This is a genomic window from Rhodanobacter sp. G1, from assembly GCF_055397855.1.
This window is the reverse complement of the sequence record NZ_AP039674.1, coordinates 1072440-1092675: the sequence shown is the minus strand read 5'-3', so window position 1 is coordinate 1092675 and position 20236 is coordinate 1072440. Positions and strand designations below refer to the sequence as shown.

Genomic DNA, 20236 nt, shown 5'->3' with positions numbered 1-20236 from the left:
GCTGTACGTCGTGCAACTCAGCGCACGTGCAGCCAATACACGTAGATGCCGTTGGCGCGATCCTCGGCGCGGAAACCCTCGCGCCCTTCGATCACTGTGCCCCAGGTCGAACGCGGCGTGCCGTACTGGAGGCGATCCACGCGCACGTGTTCGCCCTGGGGGATGATGAAAGTCGTCTCGACCACCATCACCCCTTCGCGCTCGTAGACCAAGGTGGCGCTGCGGCCGGTGCTGGCGCCCCAGCCGATGTGCAGCTCGCAGGCCACGGGCGAGTACACGCCGCGGTTGTCCAGCCCCCAACCCTCGGTCTTGTCGAGCAACGCCTTGAGATCCGCGTTGTTCCAATCCACGCTGTTGCCATACGGCGACTTCTTGTCCCGGCTCATGCCAACGAAAAACCTTGCCCCGGCACGGGGCATGCGGGATTTTTGACGCACGCACACATGCAGGCGCCTTCGCAAACATCTGCGAAGGTAGCCGCACGAAAGTTGAATCCGGGTGAGAACATGGTTGCCTTATCGGCAACAAGCCCGCAGCGCTTGAGTACCAGCCCGACCCATCAGGCCATCAGCCGACGCCCGACAGACGCGTGCGCAACCAGCGCTCGCACGGCACCGAGAGCCAGCGCTCCACGCCCGACCCGAGCAGCCAGCACAGGCAGAGCGCCGGCAGGTACCACAGCCAGCCATGCGCAAGGTCGCCATCCCATGCACGGTACGCACGCAGCACGGCGAACACCACGAACATGTGGGTGAGGTAGATCTCGTAGCTCATCCGACCCCACGAACGCAGCCAGCCGAAACCGCGCAGCGGCGATGCGGCGCCTTCCCCGGCTCGCCACCGGAAGCACAGCAGCAGGCACAGCGTGGAGCCCGTGAGCACCAGCATGTAGCCGTCGCGCAGCCAGTGCCACATCGCCCAGCCATCGAGCAGCACCGCACCCAGGCCCAACGCGCCCAGCCAGCCCAGCATCGCCACCGTGCGCTGCGGCGGCTGGCAGGCGTCGGCCAGCAAGGCGCCGAGCACGCCGGTGGCGATCGCCGCCATGCCCGGCAGATAGGCCTTCTCCAGCCAGATCTCGTTGCCGTGCAGCGCGGCGCGCGCCCACGGCAGCGACAAGGCGAGCAGCACCAGCGGCGGCACCAGCAAGGCGCGACGCCGCAGCAGCAGGCAGGCCAGCGGAAAACCGAGGTAGAACGCCTCCTCGATCGACAGCGACCACAGCACGTCCCACGAGCCAGGCAGGTAGCCGGTGCGCCCTTCGTACCAGTTGAGATGCAGGCCCAGCGCCGCCAGCAGCGCACCTGGCAACGACTGGCCGGCGCGATGGATCACGTAGTCCTGCGCGCCGAGCAGGTGCAGCGCGCTCAGCACCGCTAGCAAGGCCAGCAGGCAGGGCGCGATGCGCGCAAAACGCCGCGCGTAGAAAGCGCGCGCATCGATCGCCGCGAGGCTGCCCCAGCGGCGCAGCGCGTTGCCCGCGATCAGGAAACCGGAGATCACGAAGAACACGTACACGGCCTCGTAGCCGTTCCAGTTCAGCCGGTTCAGCAGCCACGCGGGCAGCACCGCGGCCAGCGCGCTTTTCTCCAGCGGCATGCGCAGGCCGAGGTGGTTGAACACCACCAGCACGATGGCCAGCCCGCGCAGCAGGTCGATGCCGGGATTGCGCGCAACCGCGCGCCCCGTTGCCGTGGAAAGAACCGTATCGCGCATGCGCCCCGCCCCGTCGTGCCGAGCCGCGATGGTGGCGGCACCGGAGACAACGAGCAAGCAAAGGGTATTCTTTCTCGCATTGGAAACCAGAGGGAATGCACATGATCCGAGGCGGCCACACTTTCCTGCTCGCGCTCGGAAGCGCGCTTGCCGTGTCTTCGGTCAGCCATGCAAGCGACAACCAGGGCATCCTTCGCGCGCTGGATCGGCTCGACCAGTCCCTCCGTTCCGGCCAGACGATGACGATCCGCGGCATCCCCCGTATCTTCCATGCGACCGGCAAGGGCGTGCCTGTCGGACACTGGCAATACGCTAGGCAAACGTCGGATATCGTCGAATTCCGCACTTTCGAAGGCCAGTCGAACGGCACTCCGGGCATCGAAAAGATCTCAACCGAGACGCTGGGGAAATCGAAGGCCATTCTGCGTCTGGAGATTTTCCTGGACAAAAAGGCGTGCCTCAACGCCGAGATGGTCATCGCCCGCTACGGCTTGAAAGACACCCCTCCACCCGATCCCAATCCCTACGCTTCGGCAGTGATGTTCGCGCGGAATTACGCAAAGGCGAATCTGTCCGTCGAAATTCCCGTGCAACCGGCGCCCATACCGGAAACCCAGCTCAATGCGGGCAGCTGCGTTTCCAGCGTCAGGGTGTTTGCCGGCTCGACATTTCTTCCAGCCCCCAAGCCGCCCGTCCTGCCGATGAAGCAACCCGCAAGGCACCCACCGGAGACGTGAAGGACAGCCAGCGGGACGAAGGGCAGGATCAGGACACCCTCAGTCGTCCGCCACCTCCATCCCCGGAAACAGCACCTCGGTGAAACCGAACTTGCCGAAGTCGGTGATGCGCGACGGGTACAAGCGCCCGATCAGGTGGTCGCACTCGTGCTGCACCACGCGCGCATGGAAGCCCTCGGCAGTGCGGTCGATGGGCGCGCCGTGCGGGTCGACGCCCTGGTAGCGGATCAGGCTGTAGCGGTTCACCGCGCCGCGCAGGCCGGGCACGGAGAGGCAGCCTTCCCAGCCTTCCTCCATGTCCTGCGACAGCGGGGTGATGACGGGGTTGAGCAGGATGGTTTGCGGCACGGCAGGCGCGTCGGGATAGCGGTCGGCATGCTCGAAGCCGAAGATCACCAGTTGCAGGTCGACGCCGATCTGCGGCGCGGCCAGGCCCACGCCGCCGGCGGCGTGCATGGTGTCGAACATGTCGGCGATCAGCGCGTCGAGTTCCGCGCTGCCCATCATGGCGTCGGGCACCGGTGGAGCAACGCGCAAGAGGCGAGGGTCGCCCATCTTGAGGATTTCGCGGATCATCGGGTTTCGCCTTGAATGCTGCTGGATGACAGTCGTTGGTGCGATGCCCTTCGACTCCGGCGCTACGCGCCTACGCCTGACCTGAGCCCGTCGAAGGGCTCAGGGCGAACGGGAATACGCGGCCCCATGCCTCAACGGCAACGAAGCCGCGTGCCTATGTGCTGAACCCGCAAGCGGGTTCAGCAGCGCGTTCAACCGCCGAACACCTTCTTCAGCAAATCGGTGGTGCGCGCGGCGGGGTTGTCGCGGATGGATTTCTCCTGCTCGCCGATGGTGGTGAACAGGCCGTCGATGGTCTTGCCGGTGACGTAGTCGTCCAGGTTCAGCGGGCTGTTGCCGCTGCCCTGCTTGCCGCCGAGCGAGCCGAGCACGCCGCCCAGCGCGCCGCCGCCGTTGCCGGCGGTGAACGCCTTGTACTTCTGCGTGACGCCCACGCTGTCGGTGGCCTTGGCCACGATGGGCTCGATGCGCGCGGTGAGCGCGGGGCCGGCCACGCGACGGAAGTAGTCGGTGGCGGCGTGGTCGCCGCCGGTCAGGATGCCGCGCGCGTCGCTCAGCGTCATCTTGCGGATCGCGTCGCCGAAGATGTCGGCCACCTGCGGCACGGCTTTTTCCGCGGCACGGTTGAGGCTCAGCTCGAACGCGTCGACCTTGGCGCCCATGCCGACCTTGCGCGCGAGACTGGCGGCCTGTTCCAGCTTGCCGGGCAGCGGGATGCGCACCTTGGGGTTGTTCCAGAAGCCGCCGTTGCGGCCCAGGCTGTTGATCGCGTTGGTGGTGCCCTTGGCCAGCGCCTCCTTGAGGCCGGCGGCGATGTCGCTGCTGGGCAGGTTGGCGCCGGCCTGCGTGGAGCCGGAGGGGTGCACGGCCTGCTTCGCCTTGTTCAAAAGATCCTTGAACTGACCGCCGGCGACGGCGGCGGCAGGCACCGCGGCGATGGCACACAAGGCGACGGACAGCAGCAAACCACGGCGTGAACGCATGGCACGGGCTCCTCGGGTCGGGCGGCCAGTGTACCGGCATTCGACCAAAGGCTAAGGCCACCGGCATTGACCCTCCCGCGCCCCGGCGAGACTCTTGCGGCACTGCCTTCTGGAGACAGCGCATGCATACCGCAACCGCAAGACCGGGCCCGGCGGCGAAGATCCTGTGGGCCGCCATCGCCATCGTGGGCGCCTGGTGCCTGGGCGTGGTGGCGCTGCGCCGCGGCGAACCGATCAACGCGATCTGGATGGTGGCCGCCGCGCTGGCCATCTTCGCCATCGGCTACCGCTTCTACGGCAAGTTCGTCGAGCACTACGTGCTCAGGCTCGACCCCACGCGCGCGCCGCCTTCGGTGCTGCGCAACGACGGCCTGGACTACGTGCCCACCGACAAGTGGGTGGTGTTCGGCCACCACTTCGCCGCGATCGCGGGCGCCGGCCCGCTGGTGGGCCCGGTGCTGGCGGCGCAGATGGGCTACCTGCCCGGCACGCTGTGGATCCTGTTCGGCGTGGTGTTCGCCGGCGCGGTGCAGGACTTCATGATCTTGGGCCTCTCGCTGCGCCGCGACGGCCGCTCGCTGGGCCACATGCTGCGCGAGGAACTGGGCCCGGTGCCCGGCCTGGTGGCGATGATCGGCGTGCTGGTGCTGATGATGATCGTGCTGGCGGTGCTAGCGCTGGTGGTGGTGAAGGCGCTCACGCACAGCCCGTGGGGCACGTTCACGGTGGCGGCGACGATCCCGATCGCGCTGCTGATGGGCGCCTACCTGCGCTGGTTCCGGCCAGGGCGCATCCTGGAGGTGTCGATCATCGGCCTTGCGCTGTTGCTGCTGTCGATCTGGGCCGGGCGCTTCGTGGCCGGCTCGGCCACGCTGGCGCCGCTCTTCGACCTCGATGCCAAGGCGCTGGCCTGGTGGCTGATCGGCTACGGCTTCGTGGCCTCGGTGCTGCCGGTGTGGCTGCTGCTGGCGCCGCGTGACTACCTCAGCACCTTCCTCAAGATCGGCACCATCGCGCTGCTGGCGCTGGCGATCTTCCTCGCCGCGCCGATGCTGCAGATGCCGGCGGTGACCAAGTTCATCGACGGCAGCGGCCCGGTGTTCGCCGGCAACCTGTTCCCGTTCCTGTTCATCACCATCGCCTGCGGCGCGGTGTCGGGCTGGCATTCCATCATCGCCTCGGGCACCACGCCCAAGCTGCTGGCCAACGAGGGCCAGGCGCTGATGGTGGGCTACGGCGGCATGCTGTGCGAGGCCTTCGTGGCGATCATGGCGATGATCGCGGCGGCCTCGCTGCACCCGGGCGTGTACTTCGCGATGAACGCGCCGGGCGCGATCATCGGCACCACGGTGGAGCACGCGGCGCAGACCATCAGCCAGTGGGGCTTCGTGGTGACGCCGGACGCGCTGGTGCAGACCGCGAAGGACGTGGGCGAGCAGAGCATCTTGAGCCGCGCCGGCGGCGCGCCCACGCTGGCGGTGGGCATGGCCCAGCTGCTGCACAACATCCTGCCCGGCGAGGGCATGATGGCGTTCTGGTACCACTACGCGATCCTGTTCGAGGCGCTGTTCATCCTCACCACGGTGGACGCCGGCACGCGCGTGGGCCGCTTCATGATCCAGGAGATCGCCGGCCTCATCCACAAGCCGCTGCAGGAATCCGAGTCGTGGGCCGGCAACCTGCTCGCCACCGCGATCTGCGTGGCGCTGTGGGGCTACTTCCTGTACCAGGGCGCGGTCGATCCGCTGGGCGGCATCAACACGCTGTGGCCGCTGTTCGGCATCGCCAACCAGATGCTGGCGGCGATCGCGCTGATGCTGGCCACGCTGGTGGTGGTGAAGCTCAAGCGCGAGCGCTTCGTGTGGGTGCCTGGCGTGCCGGCGATCTGGCTGATCGTGTGCACGCTGGCCGCCGGCTACGAGAAGCTGGCGGGGCCGATCAGCTTCACCGCCGCCGCCGACAAGTACGCCGCCGCGCTGGCGCGGGGGCAGTTGCTGGCGCCGGCCAAGACCGCCGCGGCGATGCAGCAGATCGTCACCAACAACCGCGTGGACATGGTGATGACCGGGCTGTTCATGGCGCTGGTGGTGGCGATGACGCTGTTCTGCCTGAACGCCCTGGCGAAGGCCTGGAAGGCCAACCACCCCACCGCCCACGAGGAACCCTACGTGGCGCTGGCCGACGTGGCGGTACACTGAGGCCATGAAACTCGCCGCGCGACTGCAGGCATTCCGGAAGCGGGCGGTGCAGACCGCCCGCCTGTGCTGCGGCGTGCCCGACTACGAGGCCTACGTGCAGCACCTGCGCGAACACCATCCCGAGCGCAAGGTGCCCAGCTACGCCGAGTTCTTCCGCGAGCGCCAGGAAGCCCGCTACAAGGGCGGCGGCGGGCGCTGCTGCTAGAATGGGCGCGTACTCCCGTGGCCCCGCCGGAGCGATCCGGCGGGGTTTCGCGTTTCCAGAGTCGCAGGGCATGCCCGCAGCACCCAATCCCGTCAGCTTCGGATACTTCGTCACCGCACTGATCGCCACCGCCGTGGTCGCGGTGGGCGCCGGCCTGCAATTCCTGCTGATCGGCTGGCGCCAGAAGCGCGACCGCACGCCGCTGGCCTTCGCGGCGCTGTGCCTGTGCGTGGCCACGGTGGCGCTCGGCCGCGCGGGCATCTACTCGGCGCAGACCCTCGCGCAGGCCATGCTCGCGCTGCGCGTCTTCGCCGGTGCCGTGCTGCTCGCCCTGCCGGCGCTGATGTTCTTCGTCGCCAGCTACACCGGCAAGCCGATGCCGCGGCCGCTGGCCGCGCTGCTGTTGCTGGTGACGCTGGCCATGTCCGCGCTCAACCTGCTCGAACCCGGCACCGTGCTCTTCGCATCGGTGCAGACGAGCGCGCTGATGCAGATGCCCTGGGGCGAATCGCTGCACGGCATCGACGGCGTGCGCTCGGCATCGGGCAGGGTGTTCTACGGGTTCTGCTACGCGGTGTTCGCGTGGACGTTCTACCGCGCGGCGCGCCAATGCACAGTGCGGCGCCAGCGCCTGCGCGGCGCCATGCTGCTGGCCTGCCTGCTGGTGCAGTTCCTCGCGCTGATGTGGAGCGCGGTGGTGATCGACGCGATGGATCGCCCCTATCCGGCCACCGACGCGTTCGCCTTTCTTTCCTTCGTGGTGCTGATGAGCCTGTCGCTGGTCGAGCAGATGCGCGTGCATACCGTGCAGCTCGAACGCACCACCGCGCAGCTGCGCACCGAGGCCGCCACCCGCAGCCAGGCGGAGCAGGGGCTGCGCCACGCCGCCTGGCACGACGCGCTGACCGGCCTGCCCAACCGCCTGCATGCGCAGCACACGCTGGGCTGCCTGCTGGCCGAGGCCGAGCACAACGGCCTGCACGGCAGCGTGCTGCTGGTCGACCTCGACCACTTCAAGACCGTCAACGAATCGCTGGGCCACCGCTTCGGCGACCTGCTGCTGCAGGCCGTGGCCGAGCGCCTGGCCGACGCGGTGCCCGACGCCGTCTCGGTGGCGCGCCTCGGCGGCGACGAATTCATGGTGTTGCTGGCCGCCACTTCCGCCGATGCCGGCACCGCCGCGCAGCACGGCATGGCGATGGCCGAGCACGTGCTGGCGCACCTGGCCAAGCCACTGGCGATCGAACGCCGCGCGCAGGCCATCGGCGTCAGCATCGGCGTGGCCACCTTTCCCGACGCCGGCAGCGGCGCCGCTGACATCGCACGCCGCGCCGACATCGCCCTGCACCGCGCCAAGGCAGCCGGACGCCATGCGGCGCGCCTGTTCGAGCCGCACATGCAGGACGAGGCGGACACCCGGCTGGAACTGGAACGCGGCCTGCGCCTGGCCCTGCAGCGCGACGAGCTGGCGCTGTATTTCCAGCCGCAGGTGGACGCGCACGGCCGGCTCGCCGGCGCCGAGGCGCTGCTGCGCTGGCACAACCCGACGCTGGGCATGCTGCCACCCGACCGCTTCGTCCACATCGCCGAGGAAACCGGGCTGATCCACGCGCTGGGCCAATGGGTGGTCGCTGCCGCCTGCCGCGAGTTGCGGGAATGGAAGCAGTCCGGCCTCGCCGACGGCATCTGCCTGGCGATCAACGTCAGCCCCTGGCAGATCGCCCAGCCGAAGTTCGCGGACGCCATCGCGGCGCAGGTGCGCGCGGCCGGCGTCGAACCCGGCGAGCTGACGCTGGAGCTGACCGAGAGCGTGCTGCTGGACGACTTCGACGCGGCCCGGCAGACGCTGCAGCGCTTGTCCGACCTCGGTTTCCGGCTGTCGCTGGACGACTTCGGCACCGGCTACTCCTCGCTCGCCCGCCTGCAGCAACTGCCGCTGCACGAACTGAAGATCGACCGCTCCTTCGTCCACGCGCTGCAGCCGGACAACACCAACCCGCTGGCCGGCTTCATCGTGGACATCGGCAAGCGGCTGGGCATGACCACGGTCGCCGAGGGCGTGGAAAGCGCCGAGCAGCAGGCCATGCTGGCTGCGCTGGGCTGCGACCTGATGCAGGGCTATTTCATCGGCAAGCCCATGCGCGCGGAAGCGTTCCGGTACTGGCTGCGCAAGCGCCAGGCCGCCAGCGGCGATGAAGCCGCCATGGATCGCGTGCCCATCGCACCCTGACCCCCCTCATGCATCGAACCGAAGAAACCGCTATCGCCCCGCCCGCCGCGCAGCACCGTACCGGCCTGCGCGTCATCGCCATCTACGAAGTCGTCAAGACCATCTGCCTCGTGCTGGTGGCCGTCGCCGCCTTCCACCTCAACCACGAGCAGAACTTCCAGCAACTGGTGCACTGGCTGGAGCACCTGCCGCTCACCGGCAGCAACGCGCTGCGCTGGCGGCTGGTGGGCGCGCTGCAGGATTTCGGCCCCAGCCGCTTCGTGGCGGTGGGCGTGGTGGCGCTGGGCTACGCCGTGCTGTTCGGCATCGAGGGCGTGGGCCTGCTGATGGGCAAGTACTGGGCCGAGTGGTTCACCGTGATCGCCACCGCCTCGCTCATTCCCATCGAACTCTACGAAGCCCTGCGCCACTTCGGCTGGCTCAAGCTCGCCGCGCTGCTCGGCAACGTGGCGATCGTGGTGTACCTGGTGCGCGTGGCGATGCAGACGCGCGCGGCACGCCAGGCGGCCGCGCGCGAGCCACGCTAGGGAAGGTCTGACCGATCAGCTTCTCGCTCGTCATTCCGGCGCAGGCCGGAATCCAGTTGCCGTGCGGCTTGAGCAAGCATGACCGCTACTGGATCCCGGCCTTCGCCGGGATGACTAGAAAGACCGCGGCCACAAATGTTCAAAATTATTCCGGACAGTAGTGAGCTTGCGCTGGGATGACGAGCAAAATCAGGGCTTCCCCAAAAACCGGATTCAACCGCGGCCGAAACGATCCGTCGCCTCGATCAGCGCATCGACGTTTCCCGGCTCGAACGCCGAATGGCCGGCGTCCGGCACGACGCACAGCTCCGCCTCCGGCCAGGCACGATGCAGATCCCAGGCGCTGCGCATCGGGCAGACCACGTCGTAGCGGCCCTGCACGATCACGGCGGGGATCCTGCGGATGCGCTCCACGTTGCGCAGCAGTTGGTCGTCGTGCGCGAAGAAACCGCCGTTGACGAAGTAGTGGCATTCGATGCGCGCGAAGGCCAGCGCGAACTCGTCCTCGTCGTGCGCGCCGATGCTGGCCGCGTCCTGGTGCAGGTAGCTGGTGGAACCCTCCCACACCGACCACGCCCGCGCCGCGGCGATGCGCACCGCGGGATCATCGCTGGTGAGGCGACGATGGTAGGCGCTCATCAGGTCGCCTCGCTCCACTTCGGGAATCGCCGCGAGGTAGGTTTCCCATGCATCCGGATACAGCGCGTCGCAGCCCTTCTGGTAGAACCACTCCAGCTCCCAGCGGCGCAGCATGAAGATGCCGCGCAGCACCAGCTCCGTCACCTTGTCCGGATGCGTCTGCGCGTAGGCCAGCGCCAGCGTGGAGCCCCACGAGCCGCCGAACACCTGCCAGCGGGCGATGCCGAGGTGCTCGCGCACGCGCTCGATGTCGGCCACCAGATCCCAGGTGGTGTTCTCGCGCAGCTCCGCGTGCGGCGTGGACTGGCCGCAGCCGCGCTGGTCGAACAGCACGATGCGGTACACCGCCGGGTCGAAGAAACGCCGGCACTTGGGATTAGTGCCGCCGCCCGGCCCGCCGTGCAGGAACACCGCCGGCTTGCCGTGCGGGTTGCCGCTCTGCTCGTAGTACAGCGTGTGCAGCTCCGACACCTTGAGCATGCCGCGGTCGTAGGGTTCGATTTCGGGATACAGCGTGCGACGTTCCTGCGTCATGGGCGTGTCCAGTCTGGAGAGGATCGATTCACGCGATCGCGACGGATCGCAAGGAGCTCGAAAAGGCTAACACGACCGTTCACGATTGCGACCCCACCCAGCCGTCCGCATGCCATCGTCCCGCCCTTTTCGCATGGAAGACTGGGCATCCGTCATCCTCCTGCCAAGAGCCCGCATGCACCCCATTCGCCTCACCAGCCTGTTCGCCCTGGCTCTCGCCTTCATCGCGCCGACGACGCTGCCGGCGGCCCCTGCTCCGGCTACCCACGCGGCGCTGCAAGGCAAGCTCGAAGCCTTGGCCAGGCGCGCACAGCCCGGCGTGCTCGGCATCGCCGTGCTCGACCCGCAGAGCGGCGAGCGATGGCAGGTCAACGCCGGCCGCGCCTACCCGATGATGAGCGTGTTCAAGGCGCCCGTGGCCGCTGCGGTATTCGCGCGCATCGACAGCGGCCCGCTGTCGATGGAACAGACGGTGACGCTGACGCGCGCGGACATCGTCGCCGGTTCCGCCGTACCGTCGATCGGCGCGCACTTCCGCGGCGAGCGCATGAGCTTCACCGTGCTCCAGCTGCTCGCGGCGGCTGTCAGCGACAGCGACAACACCGCCGTCGATGCGCTGCTGAAGCTCGTTCCCCCTCAGGACGTCACCGCCTTCCTGCGCGCGCACGGCATCGCCGGCATGCGCGTGGACATGGGCGAGGCCGGCGTCGACGGCGTGTTCGAGCAACTCGCCCCCGGCCAGCAGCCGCCGGCAACCGAGACGGCGCAAGCGGAGGCGTCGCGCCTGCAGCGCGGCTATCGCGCCTATCTGGCCGACCCGCGCAACCGCAGCACGCCGGATGCCGCTGCGGACTTCCTGCGCCAATTGCAGCGCGGCACCTTGCTTTCGCCGGCGTCGACGCACGCCCTGCTCGCGCTGATGCAGGCCCAGACACAACCGAGCCGTCTGCGACAAGGCCTGCCGCACGGCGTGCGGCTCGCGGACAAATGCGGCACGTCCTACACGCTGGATGGGCTCACCGCTGCCTACAACGACATCGGCATCCTGACCTGGCCCGACGGCCGCAGCGTGATCGTGGCTGCCTTCCTTACGGCCTCAACCGCCTCGAAAGCCCAGCGTGAGGCGCTGTTCGCCGACCTGGCACGCGCGGTCGCGAACACATCGCCGCACTGATCACTCCGCTTCGAACAGCTTGCCCGGATTGAGGATGCCGTTCGGGTCGAACACCTTGCGCACGCCGCGCATCAAGGCGATTTCCGCCGCGCTGCGCGTGCTGTCGAGGTAGGGCTTCTTGACCAGGCCGATGCCGTGCTCGGCCGAGATGCTGCCACCGTGTTCCTTCAGCGTGGCGGCCAGCAGCTTGGTGACGTGCTCGCACTGCGCGATGAAATCCGCATCCGCCATACCGGCGGGCTTGAGCACGTTGATGTGCAGGTTGCCGTCGCCGATGTGGCCGAACCACACCACCTCGATCTGCGGGTATTCGCGCGCCAGCAGCGCCTGCATCGCGTGCAGGAAGGCCGGCACCGCGCCGATGCGCACCGACACGTCGCTCTTGTACGGCTTGTGCGGCGCTAGGCTCTCGGTGATGCCCTCGCGCAGCCGCCACAGCGCGGCGGCCTGGGCCTCGCTCTGCGCGAGCGTGCCGTCGACGATCCAGCCCTGCTCCATGCCTTCGCCGAGCACCGCCAGCGCAGCCTCCTGCGCGGCTTCGTCCGGCGCGTCGAACTCGGTGACCACGTAGTACGGATGCTCGCCATCCAGCGCGCGCTGCGCGCCGTGCGCCAGCACGTGCTTCAGCGCGATGTCGGTGAAGAACTCGAAAGCCTGCAGCGCAAGCTTCGAGCGGAACAGACCGAACACGGCCAGCACCGCGTCCATGTCGGGCAACGCCAGCAGCATGGTCTGCGCGGGCGGCGGCGGGTCGGTGAGCCTGAGCGTGGCTTCCACCACGATGCCCAGCGTACCTTCCGAGCCGATCATCAACTGGCGAAAGTCGTAGCCGCTGGAGTTCTTCACCAGCGCGCGGTTGAGGTCGAGCAGTTCGCCGTTGCCGGCCACCACCTTGAGCCCGGCGATCCACTCGCGGGTGTTGCCGTAGCGGATCACCCGGATGCCGCCGGCGTTGGTGGCGACGTTGCCGCCGATGGAGCAGGAACCGCGCGCGGCGAAATCCACCGGATAGACCAGCCCGTGCTCGCGCGCCGCCGCATGCACGGCTTCCAGCGGCATGCCCGGCTGCACGGTGAGCGTGCGGTCGGCGGCGTCGAAGCCCAGCACGCGGTTCATCCGCTCCAGGCTCAGCACCAGCTCGCCGTTGGCCGCCACCGCGCCGCCGGAAAGCCCGGTGCGGCCGCCCGAGGGCACGACAGCCACGCCGCGCTCGTTGGCCCAGCGCACGATGCCCTGCACCTCCTCCACCGTGGCCGGCAGCGCGATGGCCAACGGCGCGGGCGTCCAGCGGCGCGTCCAGTCGCGACCGTAGTGCTCCAGGTCGCCGGGCTCGGAGAGCAGGCGCAACGCGGGCAGGCGGCGGGCAAGATCGTCCAGGGCGTCGCTCATGGGGTCTCCGTCGGGTTATGCCTGGCGCGGCGTTTGGACGTCCAAACACTTCTGTGCTGCGTCGCCGCAATTCTGGCATAGTAGCAGTTCCTTTCGCGCTGGAGCCGCCATGAAGACCTCGTTCCCCCGGCAAGACATCAAGGTGCTGTTGCTGGAGGGCGTGAGTCGCACCGCGGTGGAAACCTTCGAGCGCGCCGGCTATACCAACATCGAGTACCACCTGAAGTCGCTGCCCGAAGCGCAGCTGCTGGAACGCATCGCCGACGCCCACATCGTGGGCCTGCGCTCGCGCACCCAGCTCACCGCCGAGGTGCTGCGCCACGCCAAGCGGCTGATCGCGGCGGGCTGCTTCTGCATCGGCACCAACCAGGTCGACCTGGGCGAGGCGGAGCGGCTGGGCGTGCCGGTGTTCAACGCGCCCTACTCCAACACGCGCAGCGTGGCCGAGCTGGTGATCGCCGAGGCCATCATGCTGCTGCGCGGCATCCCGCAGCGCAACGCGCAATGCCACCGCGGCGGCTGGAGCAAGTCCGCCGCCGGCAGCTACGAGGCGCGCGGCAAGGTGCTGGGCGTGATCGGCTACGGCCACATCGGCACCCAGGTGGGTGTGCTGGCCGAAAGCATGGGCATGCAGGTGATCTTCCACGACGTGGAAACCAAGCTGGCGCTGGGCAACGCCCATGCCGCCGCCAGCCTCGAAGACCTGCTGCAACGCTCCGACGTGGTGACCCTGCACGTGCCCGAGACGCCCGCCACCAAGCTGATGTTCGGCGCGAAGGAAATCGCCGCGATGCGCCAGGGCGCGATGCTGATCAACGCCTCGCGCGGCAGCGTGGTGGAGATCGACGCGCTGGCCGAAGCCCTGCGCAGCGGCCATCTCGCCGGCGCCGCGGTGGACGTGTTCCCGGTGGAGCCCAAGGGCAACGACGACCCCTTCGTGTCGCCGCTGGTCGGCCTGGACAACGTGATCCTCACCCCGCACATCGGCGGCAGCACGCTGGAGGCGCAGGACAACATCGGCATCGAGGTCGCCAGCAAGCTGGTGCGCTACAGCGACAACGGCTCCACCCTGTCGGCGGTGAACTTCCCCGAGGTGTCGCTGCCGGAACACACCAGGAGCCGCCGCCTGCTGCACATCCACAAGAACGTGCCCGGTGTGCTGTCGCGCATCAACGAACTGTTCTCCGCCGGCAACATCAACATCGACGCGCAGTTCCTGCAGACCGACGCGGAAGTGGGCTACGTGGTGATCGACGTGGCCGCCGACGAAGCGCAGGCGAACGTGCTGAAGGACAAGCTCGCGGCGATCCCGGGCACACTGCGCAGCCGGGTGCTGTACTGACGACCAGCCGCAGCCATGGCGACACCTCGCGGTGCCGCCATGCCCAGGGAACGCAGGCGGCAGAAACGACAACGGCGCCCTGAGGGCGCCGTTGTCGTTTCAAGCTAGATGGTCGGGGCGGCCGGATTCGAACCGACGACCCTTTGCCCCCCAGGCAAATGCGCTACCAGGCTGCGCTACGCCCCGACTTGGACTTGAAAGGCGGCAACGTGGCCGCCTTTCGTGCTTCGCGATCATGCGATCGGAAAGCGCGAATTGTAGCAGAGGAACACGCTCAGCGGCGCAGCAGGGCGAGAACTTCTTCCAGCTCCAGGCGCACCTGGTGCACGATCTGGTGCGACATGCTCGCCTCGACGCGCGCCTGCGGGCCTTCCAGCCGCGCGCGGGCGCCGGTGATGGTGAAGCCTTCGTCGTATAGCAGCGCGCGGATCTGGCGGATCATCAGCACGTCGTGGCGCTGGTAGTAGCGACGGTTGCCGCGGCGCTTCACGGGGTTCAGCGCGGGAAACTCCTGCTCCCAGTAGCGCAGCACGTGCGGCTTCACACCGCACAGCTCGCCCACCTCACCGATGGTGAAGTAGCGCTTGGCCGGGATGGGCGGCAGTTCGGTGTTATTCCCTTGATCCAGCATAGCCCTCGACTCGCACCTTGAGTTTCTGACCCGGACGGAACGTCACCACCCGGCGTGCGGAGATCGGGATCTCCTCGCCGGTCTTCGGGTTGCGCCCGGGCCGCTGGTTCTTCTCGCGCAGGTCGAAGTTGCCGAAACCGGACAGCTTCACCTGCTCCCCCCTTTCCAGAGCCTCGCGGACGACCTCGAAACAGGCGTCCACGAATTCCTTGGCTTCCCGCTTGTTGAGGCCCACGTCGAGGAAAAGCCGCTCGGCCATATCCGCCTTGGTCAGAGCCATCTCACCCTCGCAACTTGGCCTTGCACGTTTGCTCCAGTGCGGCGATGGCCTGCCGCACGCAATGGTCTGCGTCTTCGTCGGTAAGGGTGCGGGAAGCATCCTGCAAAATCAAGCCCATAGCGAGACTTTTTCGGCCCACTTCGACCCCCTTGCCGCTGTAGCGGTCGAACAGACGCAGCTCCACCAGCGCCTCGCCAAGGCTGCTCCGAACCACCTGCTCGATCCGTGACCAAGTCACCTCTTCGGACACCTCGACGGCGATGTCGCGGCGCACGACGGGGAAACGGGCGACCGGCTGCGCCTTGGGCAGGCGGCGGGCCAGCAGCGGCTCCAGCGCCAGCTCCAGCACGTGTACGTCCGGCCCCAGATCCAGCGCCTTGGCCAGCCGCGGATGCAGGGCGCCCAGCCAGCCAGCCGTCTCGCCATCGCGTGCGATCCGCGCGCCACGGCCAGGATGCAGCCATGCCGGCAGGCCATCGGCATGCATCGTCCAGCGGTGCGCTTCGCCGCCCCAGGCCAGCAGTGCGTCCAGGTCGCCCTTGAGGTCGAAGAAATCCAGTGCGCGCGACGGCTCGCCCCACTGTTCGGCATGGGCGTTGCCGCTGGCGACGATGGCGAGACTGGGGGTTTCCACGGGCGGGTTGCCCGCCGCGAACACGCGGGCGACCTCGAACAGCCGTACTCGCTCCTGCTGGCGCGCGCGGTTGTGGCGCAGCGCCTCGACCAGCCCCGGCAGCAGCGAGGGACGCATCACCGCCAGGTCGGCCGACAGCGGATTGGCCAGCGGCACGCCCTGCCCCGCCAGGCTCCATTGCGCCAGCAGCTCGGCGGACACGAAGGACAGGTTGACCGCCTCGAAATAGCCGCGCGCGGCCAGTTGCTCGCGCAACGCCAGTTCGCCGATGCGCGCTTCCGGCTCGGCGGACAGCGCCAGCGCGCCCGCCGGTGTGGCGGTGGGAATGTGGTTGTAGCCGAAGATGCGCGCGACCTCTTCGATCAGGTCTTCCTCGCGCTCGATGTCGAAGCGGCGGCTGGGCGCGGTGACCCGCCAGCCCTCGGCCAGCGGCTCGACCTGCATGCCCAGCGCGGTGAAGATGCGCGCGACCTCGGCATCGGCCACCGCCAGGCCGAGCACACGCTCCAGCCGCGCGCGCCGCAACACGATCGGCTGCGGCGCCTGCAACTGCCCCGGCAACGTGACGTCGAGCAAGGGGCCGGCCACGCCGCCGGCAATGTCGAGGATCAGCCGGGTCGCGTACTCGATGGCGATGGGCGGCAACTCGGGATCGACGCCGCGCTCGAAACGGTGCCCGGCGTCGGTGTGCATGCCAAGCCGGCGGCTGCGGCCGATGATCGCCGCGGGAATCCAGTGGGCGGCTTCCAGGAACACGCTGCGGGTGGCGTCGGTCACACGCGTCTCGGCACCGCCCATGATCCCGCCCAGCGCGACTGCGCGCGCGCCCCTGCCGCCGCGACCGTCGGCGACGACGAGGAAATCCCCGTCCAGCTCGACGCTACGGCCGTCGAGCAACTGCAGTGGCTCGCCCGCGCGCGCCGGACGCACGACGATCCCGCCCTCCAGCTTGTCCTTGTCGAAGGCGTGCATCGGCTGGCCCAGCTCCAGCATCACGTACTGGGTGACGTCGACCAGGAAGCTGATCGGACGCAGGCCGCTGCGGCGCAGGCGTTCGGCCATCCACATGGGCGTCGCTACGCGGGCGTCCACGCCATCGATCACCCGACCGGCGAAGCGCGGCACGCGCGGGCCGGCGTCGAGCACCACCTCCATCGTGGCGTCGCTGCCGGCGGCTACCGGCGCGGCGTCCAGCGGCCGCACCTCGCCGCCCAGCGCGGCGGCGACGTCGAACGCGATGCCGCGCACGCTGAAGCAGTCGGCGCGGTTGGGCGTGAGCTTGATCTCGATGCTGGCGTCCGGCAGGCCGAGGTAGGCCGCCAGCGGCGTGCCTACCGGGGCGTCGGCCGGGAGTTCGAGCAGGCCCGAGGCATCCGGATCGATGCCCAGCTCCTTGGCCGAGCACAGCATGCCGGACGATTCGACGCCACGCAGCTTCGCTGCCTTGATGGCGATGCCGCCCGGCAGCACCGCACCGACCGTGGCCAACGGCGCCACCAGGCCGGCGCGCGCATTGGGCGCGCCACAGACGATCTGCACGGTGCCGCTGCCCGTGTCCACCTCGCACACCTGCAGGCGGTCGGCCTCGGGATGCTTCTGCGCGCTGACGATGCGCGCCACGACCACGCCGGCCAGCGAATCGCCCAGTGCGGTGACGTCCTCGACTTCCAGGCCGATGGCGGTCAGCGTCGCGGAAAGCTCGTCGCGCGACGCCTTGGTCGGCACGTGGTGGCGCAGCCAGTTCTCGGAGAATTTCATGGGTCGGATCCGGGATTCGGGATGGGAGATTGGAGATTCGGGAAAACGGGAACGAGGCTCTTGCGAATCCCCGATCCCCAACCCCGAATCCCGCTCCTTAGGCGAACTGCTTGAGGAAGCGCAGGTCGTTCTCGAAGAACGCACGCAGGTCGGAGACGCCGTAGCGCAGCATCGCGAAGCGCTCCACGCCCAGGCCGAAAGCAAAGCCGGTGTAGCGTTCCGGGTCGATGCCGCAGTTCGCCAGCACGTTCGGATGCACCATGCCGCAACCCAGCACTTCCAGCCAGCGCGATTCGCCGTCCTTGGTCTCCCAGCGGATGTCCACCTCGGCCGAGGGCTCGGTGAAGGGGAAGTAGCTGGGGCGGAAGCGCATCTCGAAATCGCGCTCGAAGAACGCGCGGATGAACTCGGCCAGCGTGCCCTTGAGGTCGGCGAAGCTGGAGGTCTCGTCGACCAGCAGGCCCTCGATCTGGTGGAACATCGGCGAGTGCGTCTGATCCGAGTCGCTGCGGTACACCTTGCCCGGCGCGATGATGCGGATCGGCGGCTGGCGCCCCTTCATCGAGCGGATCTGCACCGGCGAGGTATGCGTGCGCAGCAGGCGGCCGTCGCCGAAGTAGAAGGTGTCGTGCATTGCGCGCGCCGGATGGTGCGGCGGGAAATTCAGCGCCTCGAAGTTGTGCCAGTCGTCCTCGATCTCGGGGCCGTCTGCGCGCTGGTAGCCCAGCCGCGCGAAGATCGCGGCGATGCGCTCCAGCGCACGGGTGACCGGATGGATGCCGCCGCGCTCGCCGTCGCGGCCGGGCAGCGAGATGTCGATGGTTTCGGAAGCAAGCCGGCGATCCAGCTCGGCCTGCTCCAGCGCGGCCTTGCGCGCGGCCAGCGCGTCGGCGAGGCGCTCCTTGACGCGGTTCACCTCGGCGCCACGCGACTTTTTCTCTTCCGGCGGTAGCGAGCCCAGCGTCTTCAGCGCGGCGGTGACGATGCCGCTCTTGCCGAGCAGGCCGACGCGCAGGATTTCGAGTGCGTCTAGCGTATTGGCCTTGTCGATATCGGCCAGCGCGGCTACCGCACGGCTATCCAGATCATCCATCGATGCGACTCTCGCTTCTCTCCCTCTCCCCTTCGGGGAGAGGGCTGGGGTGAGGGGTGCTCTTGCGTCGACGCCAGCTCGAAGCGAGCTTCGATGACGTTCGGGGCAAGCCTTGGCCCCTCACCTCAATCCTCTCCCCGGCGGGGAGAGGAGGCGAACGCAAAAAGCGCGCTACCAAAACAAAACGGGGAGAAGGCGTTGGCCTCCTCCCCGCTTGATTCACATCATATCGTCAGTGAGCGACGATCAAGCGGCCAGTGCGGCCTTCGCCTTTTCCGCGATCGCACCGAACGCCTTGATGTCGTGCACGGCGATGTCGGCCAGCACCTTGCGGTCGACCGTGATGCCGGCCTTCAGCAGGCCGTTGATGAGGCGGCTGTAGGACAGGCCGAACTGGCGGGCGGCAGCGTTGATGCGCACGATCCACAGGGCACGGAACTGGCGCTTCTTCTGCTTGCGGCCGATGTACGCGTACTGGCCGGCCTTGATGACGGCCTGGTTAGCAACGCGGAAAACCTTGCGGCGGGCGTTGTAGTAGCCCTTCGCGCGGCCGATGATCTTCTTGTGACGACGACGGGCGGTAACGCCACGCTTTACACGAGCCATGGTCTAGTCCTCCCGGTTCAGAGATACGGCAACATGCGCGCCACACCCTTGGTGTCGCACGCCTTGACGTGGTTGGTGGCGCGCAGATTGCGCTTACGCTTGGTCGACTTCTTGGTCAGGATGTGCGACTTGAAGGCGTGACCGGCCTTGAACTTGCCGGAAGCGGTCTTGCGAAAACGCTTCGCCGCCGCCCGGTTGGTCTTGATCTTGGGCATGGGAATGCTCCTTGATGGGGCTTGCCCTCCTTAAGTGAGAGCAGCCGGTTTCTGACTGATTCGGCGGCGACCGCAAGGCCGCGCTTTCCATCCTGCCGACATCGGTTCACGACCCTTCCTGGCGGGTCGAACTGCCAATTGTACGGAGAAAACGGGACTGGCGCCAGCCCGTGGCGCGCATCCGGGCAGGAACCCGCCCTTGGCCCATGCGAAGCGGCAGCCCGAGGGCCACCGCTCGCCTCACTGCTTCTTCTTGGGGCCGATCATCATGACCATCTGGCGGCCTTCCAGGCGGGGGAAGGACTCCACCTGGCCGTTCTCGCCGATGTCGGCCTGGATGCGCTTGGCCATTTCCTGGCCCAAATCCTGGTGCGACATCTCGCGGCCGCGGAAGCGGATGGTGACCTTGACCTTGTCGCCTTCCTCGAGGAAGCGAAGCATGTTGCGCAGCTTGATCTCGTAGTCGCCCACGTCCGTGACCGGACGGAACTTCACTTCCTTGATCTCGACCTGCTTCTGCTTCTTCTTGGCGGCCTGGGCCTTCTTCTGGGCTTCGAACTTGAACTTGCCGTAGTCCATGATGCGGCAGACCGGCGGGTCGCCGTTCGGCTGGATCTCGACCAGATCCATGCCGGCTTCCTGCGCCAGCGCAAGCGCCTCGTCACGGGTCAGGATACCTAGCTGCTCCGCATCGGCACCGATCACGCGCACGCGCGGGACACGGATTTCCAGGTTGCGGCGATTGCCCTTGGTTTCTGTAGTGGCGATA

General features: G+C 68.1%; 20 protein-coding genes and 1 tRNA gene. 7 read left to right on the top strand and 14 right to left on the bottom strand.

The window, feature by feature from the left end:
* Nucleotides 1-17: 17 nt before the first annotated feature.
* The gene (locus ACZ5Z2_RS04845; RefSeq protein WP_464760826.1) at nucleotides 18-386 is read right to left on the bottom strand and encodes a hypothetical protein; all 369 of its coding nucleotides are present in this window, start codon (nucleotides 384-386) and stop codon (nucleotides 18-20) included.
* Between the two features lie 181 nt (nucleotides 387-567).
* A complete protein-coding gene (locus tag ACZ5Z2_RS04840) occupies nucleotides 568-1716 on the bottom strand; it encodes an acyltransferase family protein (protein ID WP_464760825.1) in 1149 nt (382 codons plus the stop codon).
* A gap of 101 nt (nucleotides 1717-1817) precedes the next feature.
* Here ACZ5Z2_RS04840 and ACZ5Z2_RS04835 point away from each other — a divergent pair, with 101 nt between their 5' ends.
* Nucleotides 1818-2453 (top strand): hypothetical protein, encoded by a 636-nt coding sequence (locus ACZ5Z2_RS04835; RefSeq protein WP_464760824.1) that lies wholly within the window; start codon nucleotides 1818-1820, stop codon nucleotides 2451-2453.
* Between the two features lie 39 nt (nucleotides 2454-2492).
* Here ACZ5Z2_RS04835 and def read toward each other — a convergent pair whose 3' ends face one another.
* Together def and ACZ5Z2_RS04825 are read right to left on the bottom strand one after the other, a co-directional pair.
* Entirely contained in the window at nucleotides 2493-3029 is a 537-nt protein-coding gene (gene def / locus ACZ5Z2_RS04830; RefSeq protein WP_464760823.1) for a peptide deformylase, read from the bottom strand.
* A gap of 191 nt (nucleotides 3030-3220) precedes the next feature.
* Complete coding sequence (locus tag ACZ5Z2_RS04825) at nucleotides 3221-4012, bottom strand: DUF4197 domain-containing protein (RefSeq protein WP_464760822.1); 792 nt, start codon at nucleotides 4010-4012, stop codon at nucleotides 3221-3223.
* A gap of 122 nt (nucleotides 4013-4134) precedes the next feature.
* Between ACZ5Z2_RS04825 and ACZ5Z2_RS04820 the strand changes: the two genes are divergently transcribed.
* From ACZ5Z2_RS04820 to ACZ5Z2_RS04805, 4 genes are all read left to right on the top strand, one after another.
* Nucleotides 4135-6210 (top strand): carbon starvation CstA family protein, encoded by a 2076-nt coding sequence (locus ACZ5Z2_RS04820; protein ID WP_464760821.1) that lies wholly within the window; start codon nucleotides 4135-4137, stop codon nucleotides 6208-6210.
* Nucleotides 6211-6214: 4 nt separating this feature from the next.
* Nucleotides 6215-6415 carry a YbdD/YjiX family protein gene (locus ACZ5Z2_RS04815; RefSeq protein WP_464760820.1) on the top strand — a complete coding sequence of 67 codons (201 nt, stop codon included), beginning with the start codon at nucleotides 6215-6217 and terminating at the stop codon, nucleotides 6413-6415.
* A gap of 70 nt (nucleotides 6416-6485) precedes the next feature.
* Nucleotides 6486-8645 carry a putative bifunctional diguanylate cyclase/phosphodiesterase gene (locus ACZ5Z2_RS04810; RefSeq protein WP_464760819.1) on the top strand — a complete coding sequence of 720 codons (2160 nt, stop codon included), beginning with the start codon at nucleotides 6486-6488 and terminating at the stop codon, nucleotides 8643-8645.
* A gap of 8 nt (nucleotides 8646-8653) precedes the next feature.
* Nucleotides 8654-9172 carry a DUF2127 domain-containing protein gene (locus ACZ5Z2_RS04805; RefSeq protein WP_464760818.1) on the top strand — a complete coding sequence of 173 codons (519 nt, stop codon included), beginning with the start codon at nucleotides 8654-8656 and terminating at the stop codon, nucleotides 9170-9172.
* A gap of 213 nt (nucleotides 9173-9385) precedes the next feature.
* On the opposite strand, the gene pip is transcribed toward ACZ5Z2_RS04805, so the two are convergent.
* Nucleotides 9386-10345, bottom strand: a complete 960-nt coding sequence (pip, locus tag ACZ5Z2_RS04800; RefSeq protein ID WP_464760817.1) for a prolyl aminopeptidase — start codon at nucleotides 10343-10345, stop codon at nucleotides 9386-9388.
* A gap of 175 nt (nucleotides 10346-10520) precedes the next feature.
* Between pip and bla the strand changes: the two genes are divergently transcribed.
* Nucleotides 10521-11519 carry a class A beta-lactamase gene (bla, locus tag ACZ5Z2_RS04795; protein WP_464760816.1) on the top strand — a complete coding sequence of 333 codons (999 nt, stop codon included), beginning with the start codon at nucleotides 10521-10523 and terminating at the stop codon, nucleotides 11517-11519.
* On the opposite strand, the gene ACZ5Z2_RS04790 is transcribed toward bla, so the two are convergent.
* Nucleotides 11520-12908: an FAD-binding oxidoreductase gene (locus tag ACZ5Z2_RS04790; protein ID WP_464760815.1), complete on the bottom strand. Its 1389-nt coding sequence runs from the start codon at nucleotides 12906-12908 to the stop codon at nucleotides 11520-11522. It lies immediately after the preceding gene.
* Nucleotides 12909-13017: 109 nt separating this feature from the next.
* Between ACZ5Z2_RS04790 and serA the strand changes: the two genes are divergently transcribed.
* Entirely contained in the window at nucleotides 13018-14250 is a 1233-nt protein-coding gene (gene serA, locus ACZ5Z2_RS04785) for a phosphoglycerate dehydrogenase (protein ID WP_464760814.1), read from the top strand.
* A 109-nt stretch (nucleotides 14251-14359) separates the two neighbouring features.
* Here serA and ACZ5Z2_RS04780 read toward each other — a convergent pair.
* From ACZ5Z2_RS04780 to infC, 8 genes are all read right to left on the bottom strand, one after another.
* A tRNA-Pro gene (locus ACZ5Z2_RS04780) sits at nucleotides 14360-14436 on the bottom strand.
* Between the two features lie 88 nt (nucleotides 14437-14524).
* Nucleotides 14525-14881: a MerR family transcriptional regulator gene (locus tag ACZ5Z2_RS04775; RefSeq protein ID WP_181301494.1), complete on the bottom strand. Its 357-nt coding sequence runs from the start codon at nucleotides 14879-14881 to the stop codon at nucleotides 14525-14527.
* Nucleotides 14862-15161 carry an integration host factor subunit alpha gene (gene ihfA / locus ACZ5Z2_RS04770; RefSeq protein ID WP_426664735.1) on the bottom strand — a complete coding sequence of 100 codons (300 nt, stop codon included), beginning with the start codon at nucleotides 15159-15161 and terminating at the stop codon, nucleotides 14862-14864. The genes ACZ5Z2_RS04775 and ihfA overlap by 20 nt, the downstream gene beginning before the upstream one ends.
* 1 nt (nucleotide 15162) lies before the next feature.
* On the bottom strand, nucleotides 15163-17553 hold the full coding sequence (gene pheT / locus ACZ5Z2_RS04765) for a phenylalanine--tRNA ligase subunit beta (RefSeq protein ID WP_464760813.1): 2391 nt from the start codon (nucleotides 17551-17553) through the stop codon (nucleotides 15163-15165).
* 97 nt (nucleotides 17554-17650) lie between these two features.
* The gene (gene pheS / locus ACZ5Z2_RS04760) at nucleotides 17651-18646 is read right to left on the bottom strand and encodes a phenylalanine--tRNA ligase subunit alpha (RefSeq protein ID WP_464760812.1); all 996 of its coding nucleotides are present in this window, start codon (nucleotides 18644-18646) and stop codon (nucleotides 17651-17653) included.
* A gap of 246 nt (nucleotides 18647-18892) precedes the next feature.
* Entirely contained in the window at nucleotides 18893-19252 is a 360-nt protein-coding gene (rplT, locus tag ACZ5Z2_RS04755) for a 50S ribosomal protein L20 (protein WP_077481450.1), read from the bottom strand.
* Between the two features lie 17 nt (nucleotides 19253-19269).
* Nucleotides 19270-19467, bottom strand: a complete 198-nt coding sequence (gene rpmI, locus ACZ5Z2_RS04750) for a 50S ribosomal protein L35 (RefSeq protein WP_019467379.1) — start codon at nucleotides 19465-19467, stop codon at nucleotides 19270-19272.
* A 240-nt stretch (nucleotides 19468-19707) separates the two neighbouring features.
* Nucleotides 19708-20235, bottom strand: a complete 528-nt coding sequence (infC, locus tag ACZ5Z2_RS04745; protein WP_464761663.1) for a translation initiation factor IF-3 — start codon at nucleotides 20233-20235, stop codon at nucleotides 19708-19710.
* Between the last annotated feature and the right edge of the window lies 1 nt (nucleotide 20236).